We start from the raw sequence: 16,244 nt of genomic DNA on the forward strand, positions 1-16,244 counted from the left end.
GGAATTTAAATATGCTTACACTTAAAAAGGTCAAATTATTAAATCCAGAGCATCCTAATAAAGCAACAGGTATTATCAATGGAAAATCCTCTGGCTTATTAAACTGGAATGATATTGCCTATCCTCAAATGTATGATTTGTATCAGGCTTTATTATCTAATTTTTGGATAGCGAAAGAAATCAATATGCAAGATGACATAAAACAATGGGACAGTTTGAGCTTTGAAGAGCAAAATGTATTTTTACGAATTAATACGCAGCTAGCTTGTCTTGATAGTTTACAAACGCCAACAATGAGTCAAGTCATGGATTATGTAACAGATTCGAGTTTAAAAGCAATTTTTGCAGTCATCTCACAACAGGAAGCTGTTCACAATGAATCGTATTCATATATATTAAGTTCCCTCATTCCGTTACAAGAACAAAACGCTAGATTTAATGAGGCAAAGATTGACCCGATTATTCGTAAGCGAAATCAGGTGATTTTAGATGCTTATGAACAATTCCGGGAAAATCCAAATCCTCAAACATTATTGGCTCTTGCAATAAACTCTATTAATCTAGAAGGAATTTATTTTTATGCAGGGTTTGCCTTTTTCTATCATTTAGCGAGACAACAAAAAATGATGAAAACAAGTACGATGATTAGCTATATTCAGCGGGATGAAATGCAGCATGCTTATTTTATGTCCCAATTTATTCGAATTTTATTAACTGAAAATCCTACTCTTCACACAAAAGAGAATATTGATTATATCTATCATTCTATTGAGCAAGCTACAATGCTTGAAAAAGAATGGGCTAATACTATCTTTGAAAAAATTAATGGTATTGATATACAAGAGTTTGAAGGGTACGTGGAATATTTAGCTAATAAGCGGTTGAGACAGCTAGGACTAGAGAACCTTTATGAAGAGAGAAAGAATCCAATGCCTTGGATTCAAGTATTTAGTGATGAGATGATTAATGAAACGAAGTCGGACTTTTTTGAACAAAAGTCTCGAACATATACGAAGGTAATGGAGTCCAATGGGTTTGATGAATTATAAAAAGAAGATTGCTATTATTTATACATCGGTTACTGGGAATACAGAAGAATTAGCCACTATTATTTATAACACCTTTCTAAAGTATCCCTTTGATACCGTCGTCTATCAGGTGGATCGTTTTCCACTATCACGATTAGGTGATGTCGATGTACTCATAATTGGTACATATACATGGGGAAATGGAGAGATCCCAAAAGAAATGGACAAACTTTATCGAGCGTTGGAATTCTTGAATAAAAAATCCCTAGTCACTGCCGTGTTTGGGACTGGAGATAGCTTTTATCCAAGCTATTGTGGAGCTGTTGATAAGTTTCGCGACATGTTATTTGTACATACAAGTCTTGCAGCTACTTTAAAAGTTGAGCTAACCCCTGGGCAACAAGATGTAAAGAGATGTGAAAACTTAGTCCAAGTCATATATAACAAGTTCAATGAAGCGTCTTCCAAAACTCTTTCTTCCAGGGAGACAAACTATAAGCTGGGGAAACAGTGCTAATGAACTAACATGTTAATGTAAGAGCTAAAATCTTGAGACATCGGACGGAGTTATAAGAATGTCATTATTGCCGCTTATCGTAATCTCCTTAATAAAGGAAAATCCAATGTTTGTGTGGAATACATACCTTATTGAATGAGAAGATATGTAAGGAGATACGTCATATGCATGACAAAAAAATAAAAGGTATCGTCCAAAATGGTGAGATTTCAGCACGAAATGAAGAAGCCACACAGGAAAAGAGCACGTTAGCCTATCATCTCGTAGAAGCTAAGAGATATTATAGGAGAGACTTATTTTCTACTGCAAAAGAAAGCATGGAAAAGGCATTGGCGCAGTATCAAAAGCTTGTTGACAGAGAGCCACCTGTAAGTGTTCAACTCTTGTTTGGTAATGTTTTAGAAAGAGGAGGTCACCTTAAACAGGCGTTAACCCTTTTTAATGAGCAATTCACGAAGCATAACTCCATCTATGCCTTAATTAGATTGGGGTATATCAGTATCGACCTTCGTGATTTGTCACTTCTGAAACGATATGAGAATGCCTACTTAGAACGTCTCCATTCTCCATCGTTAACTATAAATCAAAAGCTACACCTACAAGTTATTTTAGGTCATTATTACTCCTATACTGGACGAGACACATCACTTGTTCATGAAATGGTCCAGTATCATAAAGCGAATTATGTGATGCTTAGAGAAAAGCTAAAAGTTGTAGACTATATTCGTTGGGTCTACAATTTGCATATTCTTCTATTATTGAATAATAGCCCTTGGGGTGAAAGGGCCCAATTAATCTATGAAGCAGAATCATTGGCGGAGCAAAACAATCAAACTTCCTTATTAATGAATATTTATAACCTGATGGGCATCGGATTACTAGAAGAGAATGTGAATAAAGCAAAGGATTGCATGATAAAATCGAGGGAGCTGGCAATAGCGCTAGGAAGTAAACAACAAGAAATGGCCTCGACTTCAAACCTATTTATGTTCTATCAGTATTTAGGGGATACACACCATGCTCTAGAGCTTGCAGACAAAGCAAAAGCGCTTGGAGAAGACATTGATTCAAACTTTAATGAAATAAATTTAGTGAAGCTTTATTATCTTATAGAGGATTATCCTCAAGCATTAAAGCTCATTCGTGAATTAAAGCCTAAGGTGAGGAGTAATAACCTGGCTATGGCGAGAGTAGATGCATTGGTTTTTCAATATAAAATCATCTTGAGGAAAAATGATGAAAAAAAGGCGAAGAGGATTTGGCCCTTTTTTGAAAAGATGTGTGAGAAACATAAAGATGAAGTTAATCTATTATTACTTCAATGCCAATATTATGCCTCAATCAAGGAGTACGATAAAACACTTTCTATCGCTAGAAAGTGTCTTGAAGAAAAGAACCTGAGTGTAGAGTGTAGAATTGAATTTTCAATGACCCTATTAGAATCATTAATAAAAACAGGCCAGAAGGAATCTTTCGTAAAGTATGTGCAATCCTTTGAAGATTTGGTCTATAACAAGGGATATTTCGGTTATTTGAGTTATGTCTATTATTATAAGGCATTATTTTACTTGGAAAATAAATTATATATCCAAGCAAGAGTTTATTTTATTCGAGCAAATAGTTATTTTACTAAGGTAAAGAATCTTTTGAAACAGCAGGAAATTGATTGTACTATCGAAACGATTGATAAATTATTACTAGAAATACCAGCGAATAAGCAGTTAGAAATGATGAATCTGCTGACAAACAATGAAATCATGTTTGAGAGCATTAGATTAGTTCATTCAGCCAAGAATCTTGAGGATGTTTGTAAATATATCACGAAGGTTTTCTATGAAAATATGAAGTTTGAAGATGTTTATTTTCATTTTATCTTTGATAAAATAAGGACGAAAACTCTTCATGTTAATGATAAGTTGCAAAATGAAGAGGTCACTGATGACAAAGTGGAAGCTGCCTTACGTAAGGTTCATCAAGAACTGAGAGTTTGTTATTTTGAGTTAGGTAACACGTATTATCATGGTTTCCCAATTTTATCTAATGAGAAGGAGGTTGTATCAATTGTTCTGATAAAGAACCAAAGTATTCTTTCTGAAGAAAGCTTCTATTATTTAGAACAATTTTTACATTTTATCTCTCCTAAGATAGAAAATGTTATCTTTAATCAATTGGTCCATATTGATGTGTTAACAAATCTTTATAATCGAAACTTTTTTATTAAAAGATTGGAAGAAGAATTTCAAAAAACAGCGGATTACCGAAACGACCTTTCTTTTATTATGATTGATATTGATAATTTTAGTTACGTAAATAATCAATTTGGACATGTAGAAGGAGATCGTATTTTAGAGAAGGTGGCTAGGACCATCCAGCAGTCTGTGCGCAGTGGTGATATTGTTGGTCGTTATGGTGGAGAGGAATTGATTGTCATCCTGCCTAATACCTATTCAGAGATTGCGAAGGGTGTAGCCCATCGTATTTTAAAAGAAATACGCAAAATCTATATTAACGATACGTACCAAATAACAGCTAGTATTGGTGTATCTAGTGTTGATAAAAATACAACATTGACATTTCAGGAGCTTATAGAAAGAGCAGACTTGGCCGAAAGATTTGCCAAAAAACACGGCAAAAATTGTGTACATTGTTATTGGGAGGTTAGTTGAAATGACTGACTTTCCCGGTACAACTTAACGAACTTGGTGAAAAAAATAGTTAGAAGTACACGAAGGACGGTATGGAATGTTACCGTCCTTTTTCTCTGTTTTATTGGTTAGGAATTCCAGTAGGTTAGAATAAAAATCTAATATTCAGTAACTTTGTGGAAGGTCATATGTATAAATCATAGGGGCATCAATTTGTGAAGTTTTGAGCTTAAACCTTATTTGTTATACGGAATACAATACTTGATTGATAGGTTGGGTATCAACATAAAGGTCCCAAGATACTTCTCTAAATTTGAGCTATAGCCCAAAACCACTGCCTAGTAAGCCACTTTTTATCTCAACTTAATGATTAATTATGTTAGTAAATTGGAACTATAAATATTAAATTGCGATAGATTGTAGGGAGATTACTTGTGGATAATAAGTTTGAAGAGCTATTGATACTTAATAAGAAAATGGCTGCATTTTCGAAAGAATGGTGGTATGAAGAAGTCGTATTTACCTTTCCTTGGTGGGTTGTCTTGGTTACACTTATCCTTCCTTGGTTACTATGGTGGAAGTTCGTTGATAGGAGAAGGATCAAGGAAATAAGCATTATTGGCTTTTTTATAATGATTACTTCCTATCTGTTGGATCAAATGGGTGCATCCCTATCTTTATGGACATATAAAGTAACACCTACTCCATTAGCAAGAGAAGTATTTGACCCTGCTGATTTAGCCATCCTTCCAGTCTTCTATATGTTAATTTATCAATATTTCTCTAGTTGGAAAAACTATATTATTGCTCAGATTGGATTGGCCCTATTTGCAGCTTATATTGGGGGAAACCTTTTTCAGTGGTTAGGGATTTATTTGATTATTAACTGGAAACATATTTATTCTGTACCTATTTATATCCTATTGGGGTTAGTTGCGAAGCTTTTAGTACATGGACTTAATGCTCTTGAAAAGTCGAATTAAGTTATAGAGTATTTCAACGTGTAGAGACGATTACGTTTATAATGAAATCGTCTCTAATTCTATTTGTATGAAAAAATTGTGTTCTGACTCTAACTTTCACCTTTATTTCTTCACTACCACTCCATTGTGTTCCAAGGCTGCATGAAATATGTCTCACAAGGATGGTAGGGGAAAAAACTGTTTACAAGGATACTGGTGACATAAACTAAAAAGGTTACATCCTGGGGTATATTATATATAATTATTTTGGGATTATTTAACATATGACTTTTAGAAGGAGAGATTGAAAAAATGAGCGATAGTTTTCTAGAAGAAATACACTATTTTAGAGTTCCGGTTAAAAATCTTGAACAATCTATAACATGGTATACAGAAACGTTAGGACTTCAACTACGATTTAGCCAAGACCATTTGGCTGATTTAGCACTTAAATCAGGACCATTATATGTATTGGTTAGAGCAGACCATGATTCAAGGGGACATTTTACAGTCAATGGGCAACCTGAATTTTCAGTTGGGTTTACCACATCAAGAATTAGAGAATTCCACACATATTTAACCACAAAAGATGTTCAAGTAGAACCTATCCAAGAGGACATGGGACATAACTTCTTTTATTTTTACGATCCAAGTGGAAATAAACTTCAAGTTCACAACTAAGTAGCTTCCTAAAACAATCTATCCTATTTTCATGATAGGTGACATGTTCCATAGATTCATTACATAAATGGCTCTAAAGCAAACTGGAATAGTTGTAAAGGAAATAAATGTTAAATACTTGGATGGAAATCTGATTGATATTTAGGGTGGTTGGGCATAGTTTAAATAATAACTTCTATCGACAGGTCCAGGTACCTGTCGATTTTTTATCCCCTGTATTCATTGATAAAGACTACCAGTATGTTAGAATGAAAGTCTAAAATCCTGTAACTATATGGAAGTACATTCGTATAAATTCATAGGGGCATCAAAATAAGGGGGGAACAAAAGAAATTGAACAACAACAATTACTCAAAATACTTCCGAATTTTCATCGTTATCGCCTTAGCCGCGAGCTTAATTTTGAATTTTAACTTATTAGTGAGTTTAGATAGGGTGGAACATCAGGTAAACAGTTTATCTCACAATCAACACAACATCCTTAGTGACGTCAACAGCCAAGCGGGGCAGATTCAGAATATCATGAATGAGTTTTTAAATGAGCAGAGCTGGATCAGTCGAATTCACATGGAATTTGATCAGAGTGAGGCAGAGGATGGTAAGGCAGCTGCAACCTTTGAGTGGCAGGTGAAGGAGCTTCAGAGTAATTCTGAAGTGACATTCAATTATGTCTATGGTCCAGGTGAGGATTTTATCACTCTTCCAGCCAAGGAAATACAACAAGGATTATTCCAGGTTAGGATTCCGATAGAAGTTGAGGTAAAACCATTGTGGGAGGTTGGGGTTATTACAACAACAGGCTCTAGCATGGAGGAAGAATCGAAACAAAAGTTTGAAGATCGAATGGAAGAGCGCGATCAACAGCATAGATTAAAGTACTTTGTGTCTGTCACGTATGACGATATGGTAAAGAGTAGTGAAATCCATACGGAGCATTTAGGTCATTTTGGAACGAGTAAGTATGGAATTATTAGATCTGATATTCATATCCATCAAGATAACATTAGTCTTACTCTTTATAATGAATTTATGATGGAACCCTCGGATCATGTGGTAAATGCGTATCTTGTGAAGTACGAAGGAGATAAGCTGATTGAAGAAGAGGAAATGGAATCTCTAGGGCCCGAAGAGGAATGGCCGCGCCACTTCCATGTTAATCAAATAGAGAAGTATGAGAATATGCGCTTAGTCATTAAAGTTGAATACTCGAATGGTGAGATTTTTGAGAAGGAAGTGTTGATAGATTAAGCTCTTCTATTAATCTATAAATCACTTAGTTAAATGCAGAGGTTAGCTTCAATTGCTTAGGAAATGAGGGATAAGATGATAAGAAGTAAAGTGGCAATCATAGGTTCTGTTATTATTTTTGGTATATGTATGTATTTATATTTCCCATTTCCTAATAATGTGATGATTGAAGCGCGTTCTACCTTCATGTCGTTTCCAATTCGCAATCATGATGGATATATTTTGCTCGGTATAATCGGTTCCATATTGTTTATAATTGCTATGATTTTACTTATGTTTGGTTTAAAGAAGTATCACTTTAGAACAGTAGTTATTGTTGTAATAGTCTATTCTATTTTACCAACACTCTTAATAACGATGTACCAAGAAACTTTTGCGAGTGGCGTTAACGCAGTTTCCTACGATGGTAATGGAAACTGCAATTTTCAGTTGGTTAGCGAAGACTTATTGAATGGGGAATGTAATCTTGTTTTACACAATCGAAGTAATAAAGCTGTGACATTTGAATTAGAATTCCTAGATTCTTTTTTCATGGAAGATGAAGTGCGAATGGAGTCACTTATGAATATAGTTGGTCCCTATAGTATTACAATTGAAGCTAATGATATAAAAACGATTCATATGAAGAATTTACTCGATTTATCAGATATACCAAACCATATTGAAGGCGGAACATCGAATGGTATTCACGTTAAATTAATAGATGAGGAGACTGCCCGTATATTATAGTTTGAGAGGTTTTACTAGATTCTATAGAACAAGATACGTGAGCGAGCTTTTATAAGGCTCGTTCTTCTTGTATGGTATTGGACTAGCATCCTTGCCTATTATGAGGTCTTCATAGTAGACAGGTGCCACTGAACACACAAAGGAAAACGCAGAGGATTCATAACCTCTACGTTCTCCTTTTAAATCTTAATTTATTTCAACAAGAGGGAAATGGATATGATAATAACGGGTTCTCTTTTGGAGTGCAAAATCATAAATTACATTACAAAATTAAGTAGTAACATGCATGCCGGTTAGCAATTTAATCATTGTGCTTTTTTGCTTCTGAATTTTCCCATGAAATTTTGAGTCTTTTTAATTGGAGATACACTATTAGTTTAAGATTGGAGTTTTCAGATAAAACACGATCTGATAAATAGACGGAAAAATTCCGCTTAATTAGTATATTGCACTGAAATTAGCTTATATAGACGGAGAAATTCCGCCTATTGACTCGAAAAACATTAAATTGTGAGATTTTTCTTGGAATAAGCGGAAAAACTCCGCTTATTTAGCAAAAAACGTTTTCCATTCTGAATATAACCGGAAAAACTCCGCTTAATTTTACTTTCGCTGGTCACTGAATTAAGGACATAACTTCCTTCTCCCGAATGAATTTCACTCTTTAAGCTTTCCCTTATTCGGCATTCGACTTAAAGGTGACTATTTCCTCTATACTGAAAAAACTATTACAGGTATTAAGACAGGAATGTGGTGGTGGTTGTTGTTATTAACTTTTTTTAAAACTACCTTCTACCAACCTAATCATATCACGCCCTGATATCTTTTCTGTTTCATGATAATCAGCTTCTTCACCACGCAAACTCAAGTACCAACTGCTATTTTTATCTTCGTTTAACCTATATAATTTATTGGTATTGACATTGGTATAAAAATCTCCATTTCTTAGTCTCATACGATCCCCCTCTCTGATGAATATAAACTGTATTATGCCCAAGATACGGAAATAGAACACGGGGACGGACCTCCGTTTAGCTAAACGAAGCAAACACTAGAACCGTCCCAGTGTTTTAAAAAATAACCAGTGGTCCTCAGAAAGTTGTAATTGTGCTAATATTGAGTAAACTCTCTTCTTCAACTAATGAGGGACACTGAAATAAGGCTTTATGGAGGTAGAATTAATGAGTGCTTTTATAATTAGTATGGTACTGCTTTTATTATTTGTAAGCCCATTCATCTTTTATCGTTTAGGTAAGAAAAGAATGGCATATGTTAATTTATTTGTAGTTACTCTCTATCTTCTAAGTTGGTTACATGTATTATTTGCTGGTATCCCTTATGGGCTAAACTTAAGCACAGTAGTTTGGGTAATAGCTCTTGCTTTATCACTTTTATTTCTTGTTTTAAGTGGAGTACACGTTTTTTACAAAATTTATCCTGGGTTTAATAAATATGCTTTAAGTATTGTCTTTCTAATTACGATAGGTATTAGTTTATTTATCTTCATGAATTTTTATAGTGATAAGGGTGTAAATTCCATTTTAGATATTACAATGATTTATACTGTCCCTTTATTTTTAGCTTCATTATTAGTAATAGGAACTACTCAATTAAATATTGAAAAAAATAATACACTTTGAATATAAGTAGTGGAGGTTTATTTTGAAGTCTAAATACCTAGTTATCCCTTTTATTATTTCACTTTTTGTTGCCCTATCCGCTTGCTCCCATACTTCTCCTGAATTTGAAATATATGAAGGTAAATCCTTAAGTATAGCGGTAATAGGCACGTCACCATTGGTTAAAGAGAGCCAAGTGAAATTCAATGAAATTTCTTTTGATGAGTTACTAAATAATAATTTAATGTCATATGATGCAGTCCTTATTATGAAAGAGCACCTTAATCAGGCTTCTGAAAGTCAATACGCTGATGTTTATTTAAATTCGGGTATCCCGTTCTTCTTTTTATCAGCAAAGGCGCATATTCCTTTTACTAGCAAAGATGAAAAGTATTCAGATTTTTGGGGGTGGAGCAGTGGGGAAAACTATGCTGCTGGGGTTCTTATATCTGAAGAAGGTGACACATTAAAAAGCTGGGGATTTGGCTTGTATAATGATGAAAAAAAAGAAGCACATATACAGGAAATGTATTCGAGAATTTTTAAGACTGTAGAGAATAGTTATAACGACAAGCATAAGAAATAGGGAGATCAAGGTGGAACATGGGGACGGTCCTCATGTTTCTTTCGTTTAGCTAAACGAAGTAAACACTAGAACCGTCCCAGTGTTTCAAAGATTTATGACTCTCTAAAAAAATAATCCGTAATTATTACGATTTATATTGACGAGCAGATTTAATTTTCGTATAGTAATCTAGTGCAAATCAAAATGATTACGATATAGTGGTCGTGTATAAAAATTCTATCTACAATTCTCGACTTTAAATCGTAATTATTACGATTTGTGTCGAATGGATGGCATTTGGAGGGTAGGCTGTGAAAAAAGGGATACTGCTTGCAATTGCTTCAGCGTTTACATTTAGCATTATGAACGTCTTTGTGAAGGCAGCGAGTGTTACTATTCCGGTATCGGAAATCGTCTTCTTTCGTAGTGTGATTGGTGCATTGTTAATTTTCTTACTAATGAGAAGAGCACAAGTTGCTTTTTCTAAAAAGGGCATTCCAATGCTAGTGCTAAGAGGTGTACTAGGTGCTCTGTATCTATTGGCTTACTTTTTTACCATTGCCCATATTCCACTAGGAGATGCAAGTATTCTAGCGCATTTGTCACCATTCTTTGCGATTTTGCTATCTATTTATTTCTTAAAAGAAAGAATGACAAGAGGAATGCTTTTGCTTTTTCCGCTCTTTGTTTTAGGGGCCATGTTTTTGATCAACCCCTTTAGCTATGAGTCTTATACGGTTTATGCGCTTGTCGGAGTATTAAGTGCCTTTCTCGCAGCTTGTGCAGCAACCTCGATACGATTTCTAACGAAGTCACATCACAACTATGAGATTGTTTTTTACTTTTTGGCAGCTGGAACGATTGTTTCACTTCCGTTGATGTGGAATGAGTTTGTTGTTCCGTCCTTAACAGGGTGGTTTTACCTAATCTGTATAGGTGTTGTATCGCTTATAGGTCAGCTTGTTTTAACGAGTGCATTTACGCATGAAAATATCATTGTAGTTGAGGTTGTTCGATACATAGGGATCTTTTTTAACGTGTTTTGGGGATTTGTTTTTTGGGGAGAGGTCTTAAGTATATATTCAGTGATTGGTGGTGCAATTATTATCGGTGCATCAATTGCTCTATCAAGGAAAAAGACTCCTGCACCACAACTGAAGAAAGTCCTTACATAACATTACTTTACAAAAATAGGAGTGGAAATAATGAAGTTCACAAACAAAACAATATTTTACTTGCTAGTAGCTTTACTTTTTGCTTTTGCAGCGGGTTGCTCAAATGATGAGACGAAATCAGTTTCAGAAAACAAAGATGTTGCAAATGAATCAAGTAAGACAGCCGAAAAGTCGGTAACCCTACTATTTAGCTTTGCATCAAAAACGATTGATCCACACCAAGATTGGATGGGGGTTCGTGCAGGGATTGCAGAGACGTTGGTAAAGGTCGATGAGAATTTAGAGATTCAGCCTTGGGTCGCAGAAAGATGGGAGCAAATTGATCCGACAACCTGGAAATTTACCATTAGAGATGGTGTGACGTTTCATGATGGAACACCTGTTGATGGAGAAGCTGTTAAGGCTTCGTTTGAACGGTTGTTGAGTGTAAACGAGTCAATTGGATCTAACTTAAAAATTGAAGCCATGGTAGCGAGTGGTCAAGACATCACGTTCACAACGAAAGAAGAGTATCCTGCTTTTCTATCAGAGTTAGTTCATACAAATGCTTCAATCATTAAGGCTGATGCTGAAAATATGAGTGAAAAGCCAATTGCAACAGGGCCATTTGAGGTCGTTCGTTTTACGCCTGAATCTGAAATTAACTTAAAGCGATATGATGGCTATTGGGATGGAGCTGCAAAGGTAGATAAAGTTACAATCAAGTTTAATTCAGATGGAAATGTGCGTGCATTGGCCCTTCAATCAGGGGAAGCAGACATTGCTTACCATTTACCGCCTGAAGCATTAGCTCCAATTGAAAGTCGCGAAGATTTAAGAGTTGAGTCGGTGTCAAGCTTACGTGTACATTTCCTTCTCTATAATGCTAATAAGCCTGCATTACAGGATGTAAATGTTAGAAAGGCATTAGATTTATTGATTAATAGACCTGTGGCAGTTAGTGAGATTATGAATGGGCATGCGACTGAAGCGTCGGGGCCATTCAACCCTACATTCGCCTTTGCAGGTGAAAAAGCTCCTGAAGGGTATGACCCAAAGAGAGCGGAGTTGCTTTTAGAAGAAGCTGGCTATGAGAAAAATGCAAATGGAATGTTAGAGAAAGATGGTAAGTCTCTTGAGTTGAAATTAGCAACCTATCAAGGAAGACCAGAGCTTCCTTTAATGGCGCAATACCTCCAAGCAGAAGCAGCTAGCCTTGGAATAAAAATAGACATTTTTACCGTTGAAGATATTGATAGTTACTTATGGGAGCAACAGGATGAGTGGGATTTAGTAACATACTCGAACTTAACGGCTCCTCGTGGAGATGGTGGATATTTTCTAAATGTTGCTTATTTACCTGAAGGTGGCTTGAATCCTGGACAAATAAATATCCCAAAATTAAATGAGATTACACAACAACTGAATGTTACAGCAAATCTTGATGAGCGAATTGAGCTACAAAAGAAAGCGGTTGAGATTATTCAAACTGAGGTGCCACAATCGTTTATATTACATCCGCATATCATTGTTGGGGTAAATGAACGGATTAAGAATTGGCAGCCTGGTTCGGAAGAGTACTACTTAATTACAAATAAAATGGATGTAGAATAATAGGCGAAGTGAAAGTATCCTTTTTGGTACTTTCACTTTTCGTGGTTTAAATCAAATTTAGGATTGGTAGGTGAGTCCTGTGAATAGAGTATTTTCTATGATTGGTTCTAGGGTCATTCAATTAGTTATGACGGTGTTGGTTCTCTCTTTTTTAACGTTTGTATTAATGAAAGTTACGCCAGGTGACCCGATTAGAGAAATACTGAAGGTCGATGATGTAGTAGCTACGAAAGCAGATGAGGAAAGGCTACTGAAGGAATATGGCTTTGACCAACCAATCCTCGTCCAATATCGTGAGTGGATTTTAAATGTAGCAAGGTTTGATTTAGGAGAGTCGGTTATTTCTAAGAGGCCTGTATTGGATATGATTATGAGTAGGTTACCAGCGACTGGTAGTTTAGCCTTAGGTGGGTTAGTTGCTCTTTTTCTCATTGCCGTGCCGCTTGGTGTAGTCGGTGCCGTTTATGAAGGAAAGTGGCCCGATTATGTAAGTAGGTGGATTGCGATGTTCGGAGCTTCCATTCCAAGCTTTTGGCTAGGTTTACTATTTATCTATTTTTTCTCGTTAAAACTTAATCTTCTACCCGTAATGGGAAAGGGGACATTAGCACATTATATTTTACCATCTATTACGTTAGGAATTGCAATGGCACCGATGTATATCAGGCTTTTACGTGAACGACTGATTTCCACCTTGCAAAGCTCCTATATTGAAGCAGCAAGGGCAAGGGGATTAAGCAAAGGTCGTGTTCTTCTTTTTCATGCCTTAAGAGGAAGCTTGGTTCCCTTGGTTACGATGTTTGGACTTAGTATCGGAAGTTTACTTGGTGGAATCACGGTGATTGAGATATTGTTTTCATGGCCAGGCATGGGTGAGCTCATTGTTCAAGCCGTCATGCAACGAGATTATCCAGTGATTCAAGGCTACATTCTGATTGTAGGCACACTCGTTATACTTACAAACCTTATTGTGGATTTATTGTACATGGTCATTAACCCGCAAATTAAGCAAGGAAAGGAGATCGCCTAATGGAAGCCATACTTACTAAAACTTCAACGATTTTTCGCAATCCTAATTTAGTTATCGGAGGCTTCCTTGCTGTCGGCCTTGCCTTTTTAACTTTTTTAGGCGGCAGTCTTGTTCCGCACGATCCCTTTCACGTTGATATGGGGAACAGGTTACAAGGAGCATCTTTCACTCATTGGCTTGGGACAGATCAACTGGGGAGAGATGTTTTTTCAAGAATCATTTATGGAGCGAAATTAACAGTTGGTTTAGGGCTGTTTGCTATTTTGTTAGCCATTTTCATCGGCGTTCCAGTTGGACTATTATCTGGTTTCTATGGAGGGAAAATAGACGCCTTTATGATGAGGATTGTGGACGGAATTTTATCTTTTCCAGATTTTATCTTAGCAATTGCGATTGCAGGTATTTTAGGACCTAACTTAACGAATGTAATCATTGCAATTGTGCTGGTAAGATGGATTGTTTACGCGCGTGTCGTTCGTGGCCTTGTTTTAGCTGAAAAAGAAAAGGAATATGTATTAGCCTCAAAGCTCTCGCATTCAAGTGCCTTTAAAACAATTCGTGTTCACCTAGTACCTCATGTTATGCCGGACATTATTGTGATGGCTGCGATTGATATTGGAAAAGTAATCTTGCTCATTTCCGCACTTTCTTATATCGGGATTGGGGCTCAGCCACCTATTCCGGAGTGGGGTGCGATGCTAAACGAAGGAAGAGGCTATTTTCAAGTGGTTCCTTCTCTCATGATTTACCCGGGTCTAGCAATTATGATAACGGTTCTATGCTGTAACCTCCTAGGAGATGGGTTGAAAAGCTATTTTGATACAAGAAAAGGAGGGAGTCGTTTTGAATAGTTCTTTACTTTCTATCGAAAATTTGTCCATTCACAGTAAAGGTGCCAAAAAATCTCTGATTAATTGTGTGTCTATTGAGCTAGCAAAAGGAGAGATTGTCGGTTTAATTGGCGAGAGTGGTAGTGGTAAAAGCTTAACGGCTAGAGCTATCATGGGTCTTCTCCCTTCAACTATGGAAGTAGAGGGAAGTATTGTTTTTAACGATGTAGACGTGGTAGCTCTTCCATCAAAAGAACACCGAAAGATGCTTGGAAACAAGATCGGGATGATTTTTCAAGATTACAGAGGAAGTTTTACTCCGTTTATTAAAGTTGGTAAACAGATGGTCGAAACCATCCGTACCCATCAGAAAATGAGTAAAAACGAGGCGAAAGAGATTGCTCATCAAGTACTTGAAGAGATGGGTTTAGATTCGAAAAAGACATATCAAAGCTATCCCTTTCAATTAAGTGGTGGTCAAACACAACGAGTAGCCATTGCCTTGGCGCTTGCATTAAGACCCTCCTTATTGATTTGTGATGAAATGACAACAGCCTTAGATGTACTAAGTGGGGAGAAGGTATTGGATGCTATTGATCAGTTACGAAAAGAAACAGGCTGTGCAGTACTAATGATTACGCATGATCTCGCATTAGCTTATAAGCGGGCTGACCGTATGTATGTTATGAACCAGGGAGAAATTGTTGAAGAAGGATTGTCAGAGGAGATCCGTTGTCACCACCAGCATCCGTATACGAAAAAACTATGTTCCTGCCTGCTTTCTTTACCAAACGAAGTGGCATTCATGGGGCAGGAAAGAGTGGGTAGTGTATGAGTTTACTAATGGTAGAAAGTTTATCGAAAAAGTACACAAAAAATGTGCAGGCCTTGAATGATGTATCTTTCTCTGTAAATGAAGGAGAATGCATTGGGATTGTTGGTGAAAGTGGAAGTGGAAAAAGTACGTTAGCAAAAGTGCTTGTAGGGCTGGAATCATATCGAGATGGTACTGTTCTTTTTAATGGAATTCCCATCGTACCTAAAAAGAGGGCCTTATTACGGCAGTATCGTAAAAATGTTCAGATGATTTTTCAGGATTCTACAAGTAGTTTGAACCCTAAACTTCCGGTTTGGAAAAGTATTCTTGAACCGCTAGATAACTTTAAAGAAGTGTCTCCCTCTTTTCTAAATGTTGAAGGACTTTCAAGAAAAGAGATAGCAGAAGAGTTAATGGAGACAGTTGGGTTAGATCGACGTTTGAGTGAACGGTACCCAGAAGAGTTAAGTGGAGGACAAAAGCAAAGGGTTGGGATTGCGAGAGCGATTAGTATTGAGCCGTCACTGTTAGTGTGTGATGAACCTACGGCCAGCTTAGATGTAACGGTTCAAGTCCAAATTTTAGGCTTGTTAAAGGAGCTTCAGAAAACGAAGAACCTCACAATCCTTTTTATCTCACATGACATTAGAGCTGTATCTTACCTTTGTGAAAAAGTGATTGTTTTAAAGAACGGTAGTATGGTTGATTTCTTTGATTTGGCGGACCTTTATCGAGAAGAACGGCATGAGTATACTAAAGCTCTTATTAAAGCAGCTTCTTTGGAGTAGGGTTTGAGTTTTACGAT

At 36.3% G+C, this 16,244-nt stretch carries 16 protein-coding genes; 15 read left to right on the forward strand and 1 reads right to left on the reverse strand.

What is annotated here, in order from left to right; genetic code table 11:
* Positions 1-11: 11 nt before the first annotated feature.
* From J2Z26_RS00540 to J2Z26_RS00570, 7 genes are all read left to right on the forward strand, one after another.
* Positions 12-1,049, forward strand: coding sequence for a ribonucleotide-diphosphate reductase subunit beta (locus J2Z26_RS00540; protein ID WP_193537537.1), 1,038 nt, complete (start codon positions 12-14; stop codon positions 1,047-1,049).
* On the forward strand, positions 1,039-1,545 hold the full coding sequence (locus tag J2Z26_RS00545) for a flavodoxin domain-containing protein (protein WP_319638072.1): 507 nt from the start codon (positions 1,039-1,041) through the stop codon (positions 1,543-1,545). Before J2Z26_RS00540 ends, J2Z26_RS00545 begins: the two co-directional genes overlap by 11 nt.
* A gap of 164 nt (positions 1,546-1,709) precedes the next feature.
* Entirely contained in the window at positions 1,710-4,211 is a 2,502-nt protein-coding gene (locus J2Z26_RS00550) for a GGDEF domain-containing protein (RefSeq protein WP_193537533.1), read from the forward strand.
* A 413-nt stretch (positions 4,212-4,624) separates the two neighbouring features.
* Complete coding sequence (locus J2Z26_RS00555) at positions 4,625-5,173, forward strand: CBO0543 family protein (protein ID WP_193537531.1); 549 nt, start codon at positions 4,625-4,627, stop codon at positions 5,171-5,173.
* A gap of 291 nt (positions 5,174-5,464) precedes the next feature.
* Positions 5,465-5,833: a VOC family protein gene (locus tag J2Z26_RS00560; protein ID WP_193537529.1), complete on the forward strand. Its 369-nt coding sequence runs from the start codon at positions 5,465-5,467 to the stop codon at positions 5,831-5,833.
* 333 nt (positions 5,834-6,166) lie between these two features.
* Entirely contained in the window at positions 6,167-7,081 is a 915-nt protein-coding gene (locus tag J2Z26_RS00565; protein WP_193537527.1) for a hypothetical protein, read from the forward strand.
* A gap of 75 nt (positions 7,082-7,156) precedes the next feature.
* Positions 7,157-7,810, forward strand: coding sequence for a hypothetical protein (locus J2Z26_RS00570; RefSeq protein WP_193537525.1), 654 nt, complete (start codon positions 7,157-7,159; stop codon positions 7,808-7,810).
* A 769-nt stretch (positions 7,811-8,579) separates the two neighbouring features.
* Here the strand turns inward: J2Z26_RS00570 and J2Z26_RS00575 are convergent.
* A complete protein-coding gene (locus tag J2Z26_RS00575) occupies positions 8,580-8,765 on the reverse strand; it encodes a hypothetical protein (protein WP_193537523.1) in 186 nt (61 codons plus the stop codon).
* 226 nt (positions 8,766-8,991) lie between these two features.
* Here J2Z26_RS00575 and J2Z26_RS00580 point away from each other — a divergent pair, with 226 nt between their 5' ends.
* The 8 genes from J2Z26_RS00580 to J2Z26_RS00615 all read left to right on the forward strand — a co-directional run bounded on the left by J2Z26_RS00580 (position 8,992) and on the right by J2Z26_RS00615 (position 16,227).
* A complete protein-coding gene (locus tag J2Z26_RS00580) occupies positions 8,992-9,450 on the forward strand; it encodes a hypothetical protein (protein ID WP_193537521.1) in 459 nt (152 codons plus the stop codon).
* A 22-nt stretch (positions 9,451-9,472) separates the two neighbouring features.
* Complete coding sequence (locus J2Z26_RS00585) at positions 9,473-10,015, forward strand: hypothetical protein (RefSeq protein WP_227413767.1); 543 nt, start codon at positions 9,473-9,475, stop codon at positions 10,013-10,015.
* 290 nt (positions 10,016-10,305) lie between these two features.
* Positions 10,306-11,169: a DMT family transporter gene (locus tag J2Z26_RS00590; RefSeq protein ID WP_193537520.1), complete on the forward strand. Its 864-nt coding sequence runs from the start codon at positions 10,306-10,308 to the stop codon at positions 11,167-11,169.
* 30 nt (positions 11,170-11,199) lie between these two features.
* Positions 11,200-12,762, forward strand: coding sequence for a nickel ABC transporter substrate-binding protein (nikA, locus tag J2Z26_RS00595; protein ID WP_193537518.1), 1,563 nt, complete (start codon positions 11,200-11,202; stop codon positions 12,760-12,762).
* 79 nt (positions 12,763-12,841) lie between these two features.
* Entirely contained in the window at positions 12,842-13,792 is a 951-nt protein-coding gene (gene nikB / locus J2Z26_RS00600; RefSeq protein WP_319638067.1) for a nickel ABC transporter permease, read from the forward strand.
* The gene (nikC, locus tag J2Z26_RS00605) at positions 13,792-14,643 is read left to right on the forward strand and encodes a nickel transporter permease (RefSeq protein WP_193537516.1); all 852 of its coding nucleotides are present in this window, start codon (positions 13,792-13,794) and stop codon (positions 14,641-14,643) included. The genes nikB and nikC overlap by 1 nt, the downstream gene beginning before the upstream one ends.
* Complete coding sequence (locus tag J2Z26_RS00610; RefSeq protein WP_193537514.1) at positions 14,636-15,457, forward strand: ABC transporter ATP-binding protein; 822 nt, start codon at positions 14,636-14,638, stop codon at positions 15,455-15,457. Before nikC ends, J2Z26_RS00610 begins: the two co-directional genes overlap by 8 nt.
* On the forward strand, positions 15,454-16,227 hold the full coding sequence (locus J2Z26_RS00615; protein WP_193537511.1) for an ABC transporter ATP-binding protein: 774 nt from the start codon (positions 15,454-15,456) through the stop codon (positions 16,225-16,227). The genes J2Z26_RS00610 and J2Z26_RS00615 overlap by 4 nt, the downstream gene beginning before the upstream one ends.
* Positions 16,228-16,244: the final 17 nt, after the last annotated feature.

The organism is Cytobacillus luteolus (assembly GCF_017873715.1).
Lineage (GTDB): Bacteria > Bacillota > Bacilli > Bacillales > Bacillaceae_L > Bacillus_BV > Bacillus_BV luteola.

Excerpts from the sequence above, each read along its gene's own strand:
- J2Z26_RS00540 (WP_193537537.1), top strand. The coding sequence starts at position 12 with ATGCTTACACTTAAAAAGGTCAAATTATTAAATCCAGAGCATCCTAAT.
- J2Z26_RS00545 (WP_319638072.1), top strand. The coding sequence starts at position 1,039 with ATGAATTATAAAAAGAAGATTGCTATTATTTATACATCGGTTACTGGG.
- J2Z26_RS00550 (WP_193537533.1), top strand. The coding sequence starts at position 1,710 with ATGCATGACAAAAAAATAAAAGGTATCGTCCAAAATGGTGAGATTTCA.
- J2Z26_RS00560 (WP_193537529.1), top strand. The coding sequence starts at position 5,465 with ATGAGCGATAGTTTTCTAGAAGAAATACACTATTTTAGAGTTCCGGTT.
- J2Z26_RS00570 (WP_193537525.1), top strand. The coding sequence starts at position 7,157 with ATGATAAGAAGTAAAGTGGCAATCATAGGTTCTGTTATTATTTTTGGT.
- J2Z26_RS00575 (WP_193537523.1), bottom strand. The coding sequence starts at position 8,765 with ATGAGACTAAGAAATGGAGATTTTTATACCAATGTCAATACCAATAAA.
- J2Z26_RS00580 (WP_193537521.1), top strand. The coding sequence starts at position 8,992 with ATGAGTGCTTTTATAATTAGTATGGTACTGCTTTTATTATTTGTAAGC.
- nikA (WP_193537518.1), top strand. The coding sequence starts at position 11,200 with ATGAAGTTCACAAACAAAACAATATTTTACTTGCTAGTAGCTTTACTT.
- nikC (WP_193537516.1), top strand. The coding sequence starts at position 13,792 with ATGGAAGCCATACTTACTAAAACTTCAACGATTTTTCGCAATCCTAAT.
- J2Z26_RS00615 (WP_193537511.1), top strand. The coding sequence starts at position 15,454 with ATGAGTTTACTAATGGTAGAAAGTTTATCGAAAAAGTACACAAAAAAT.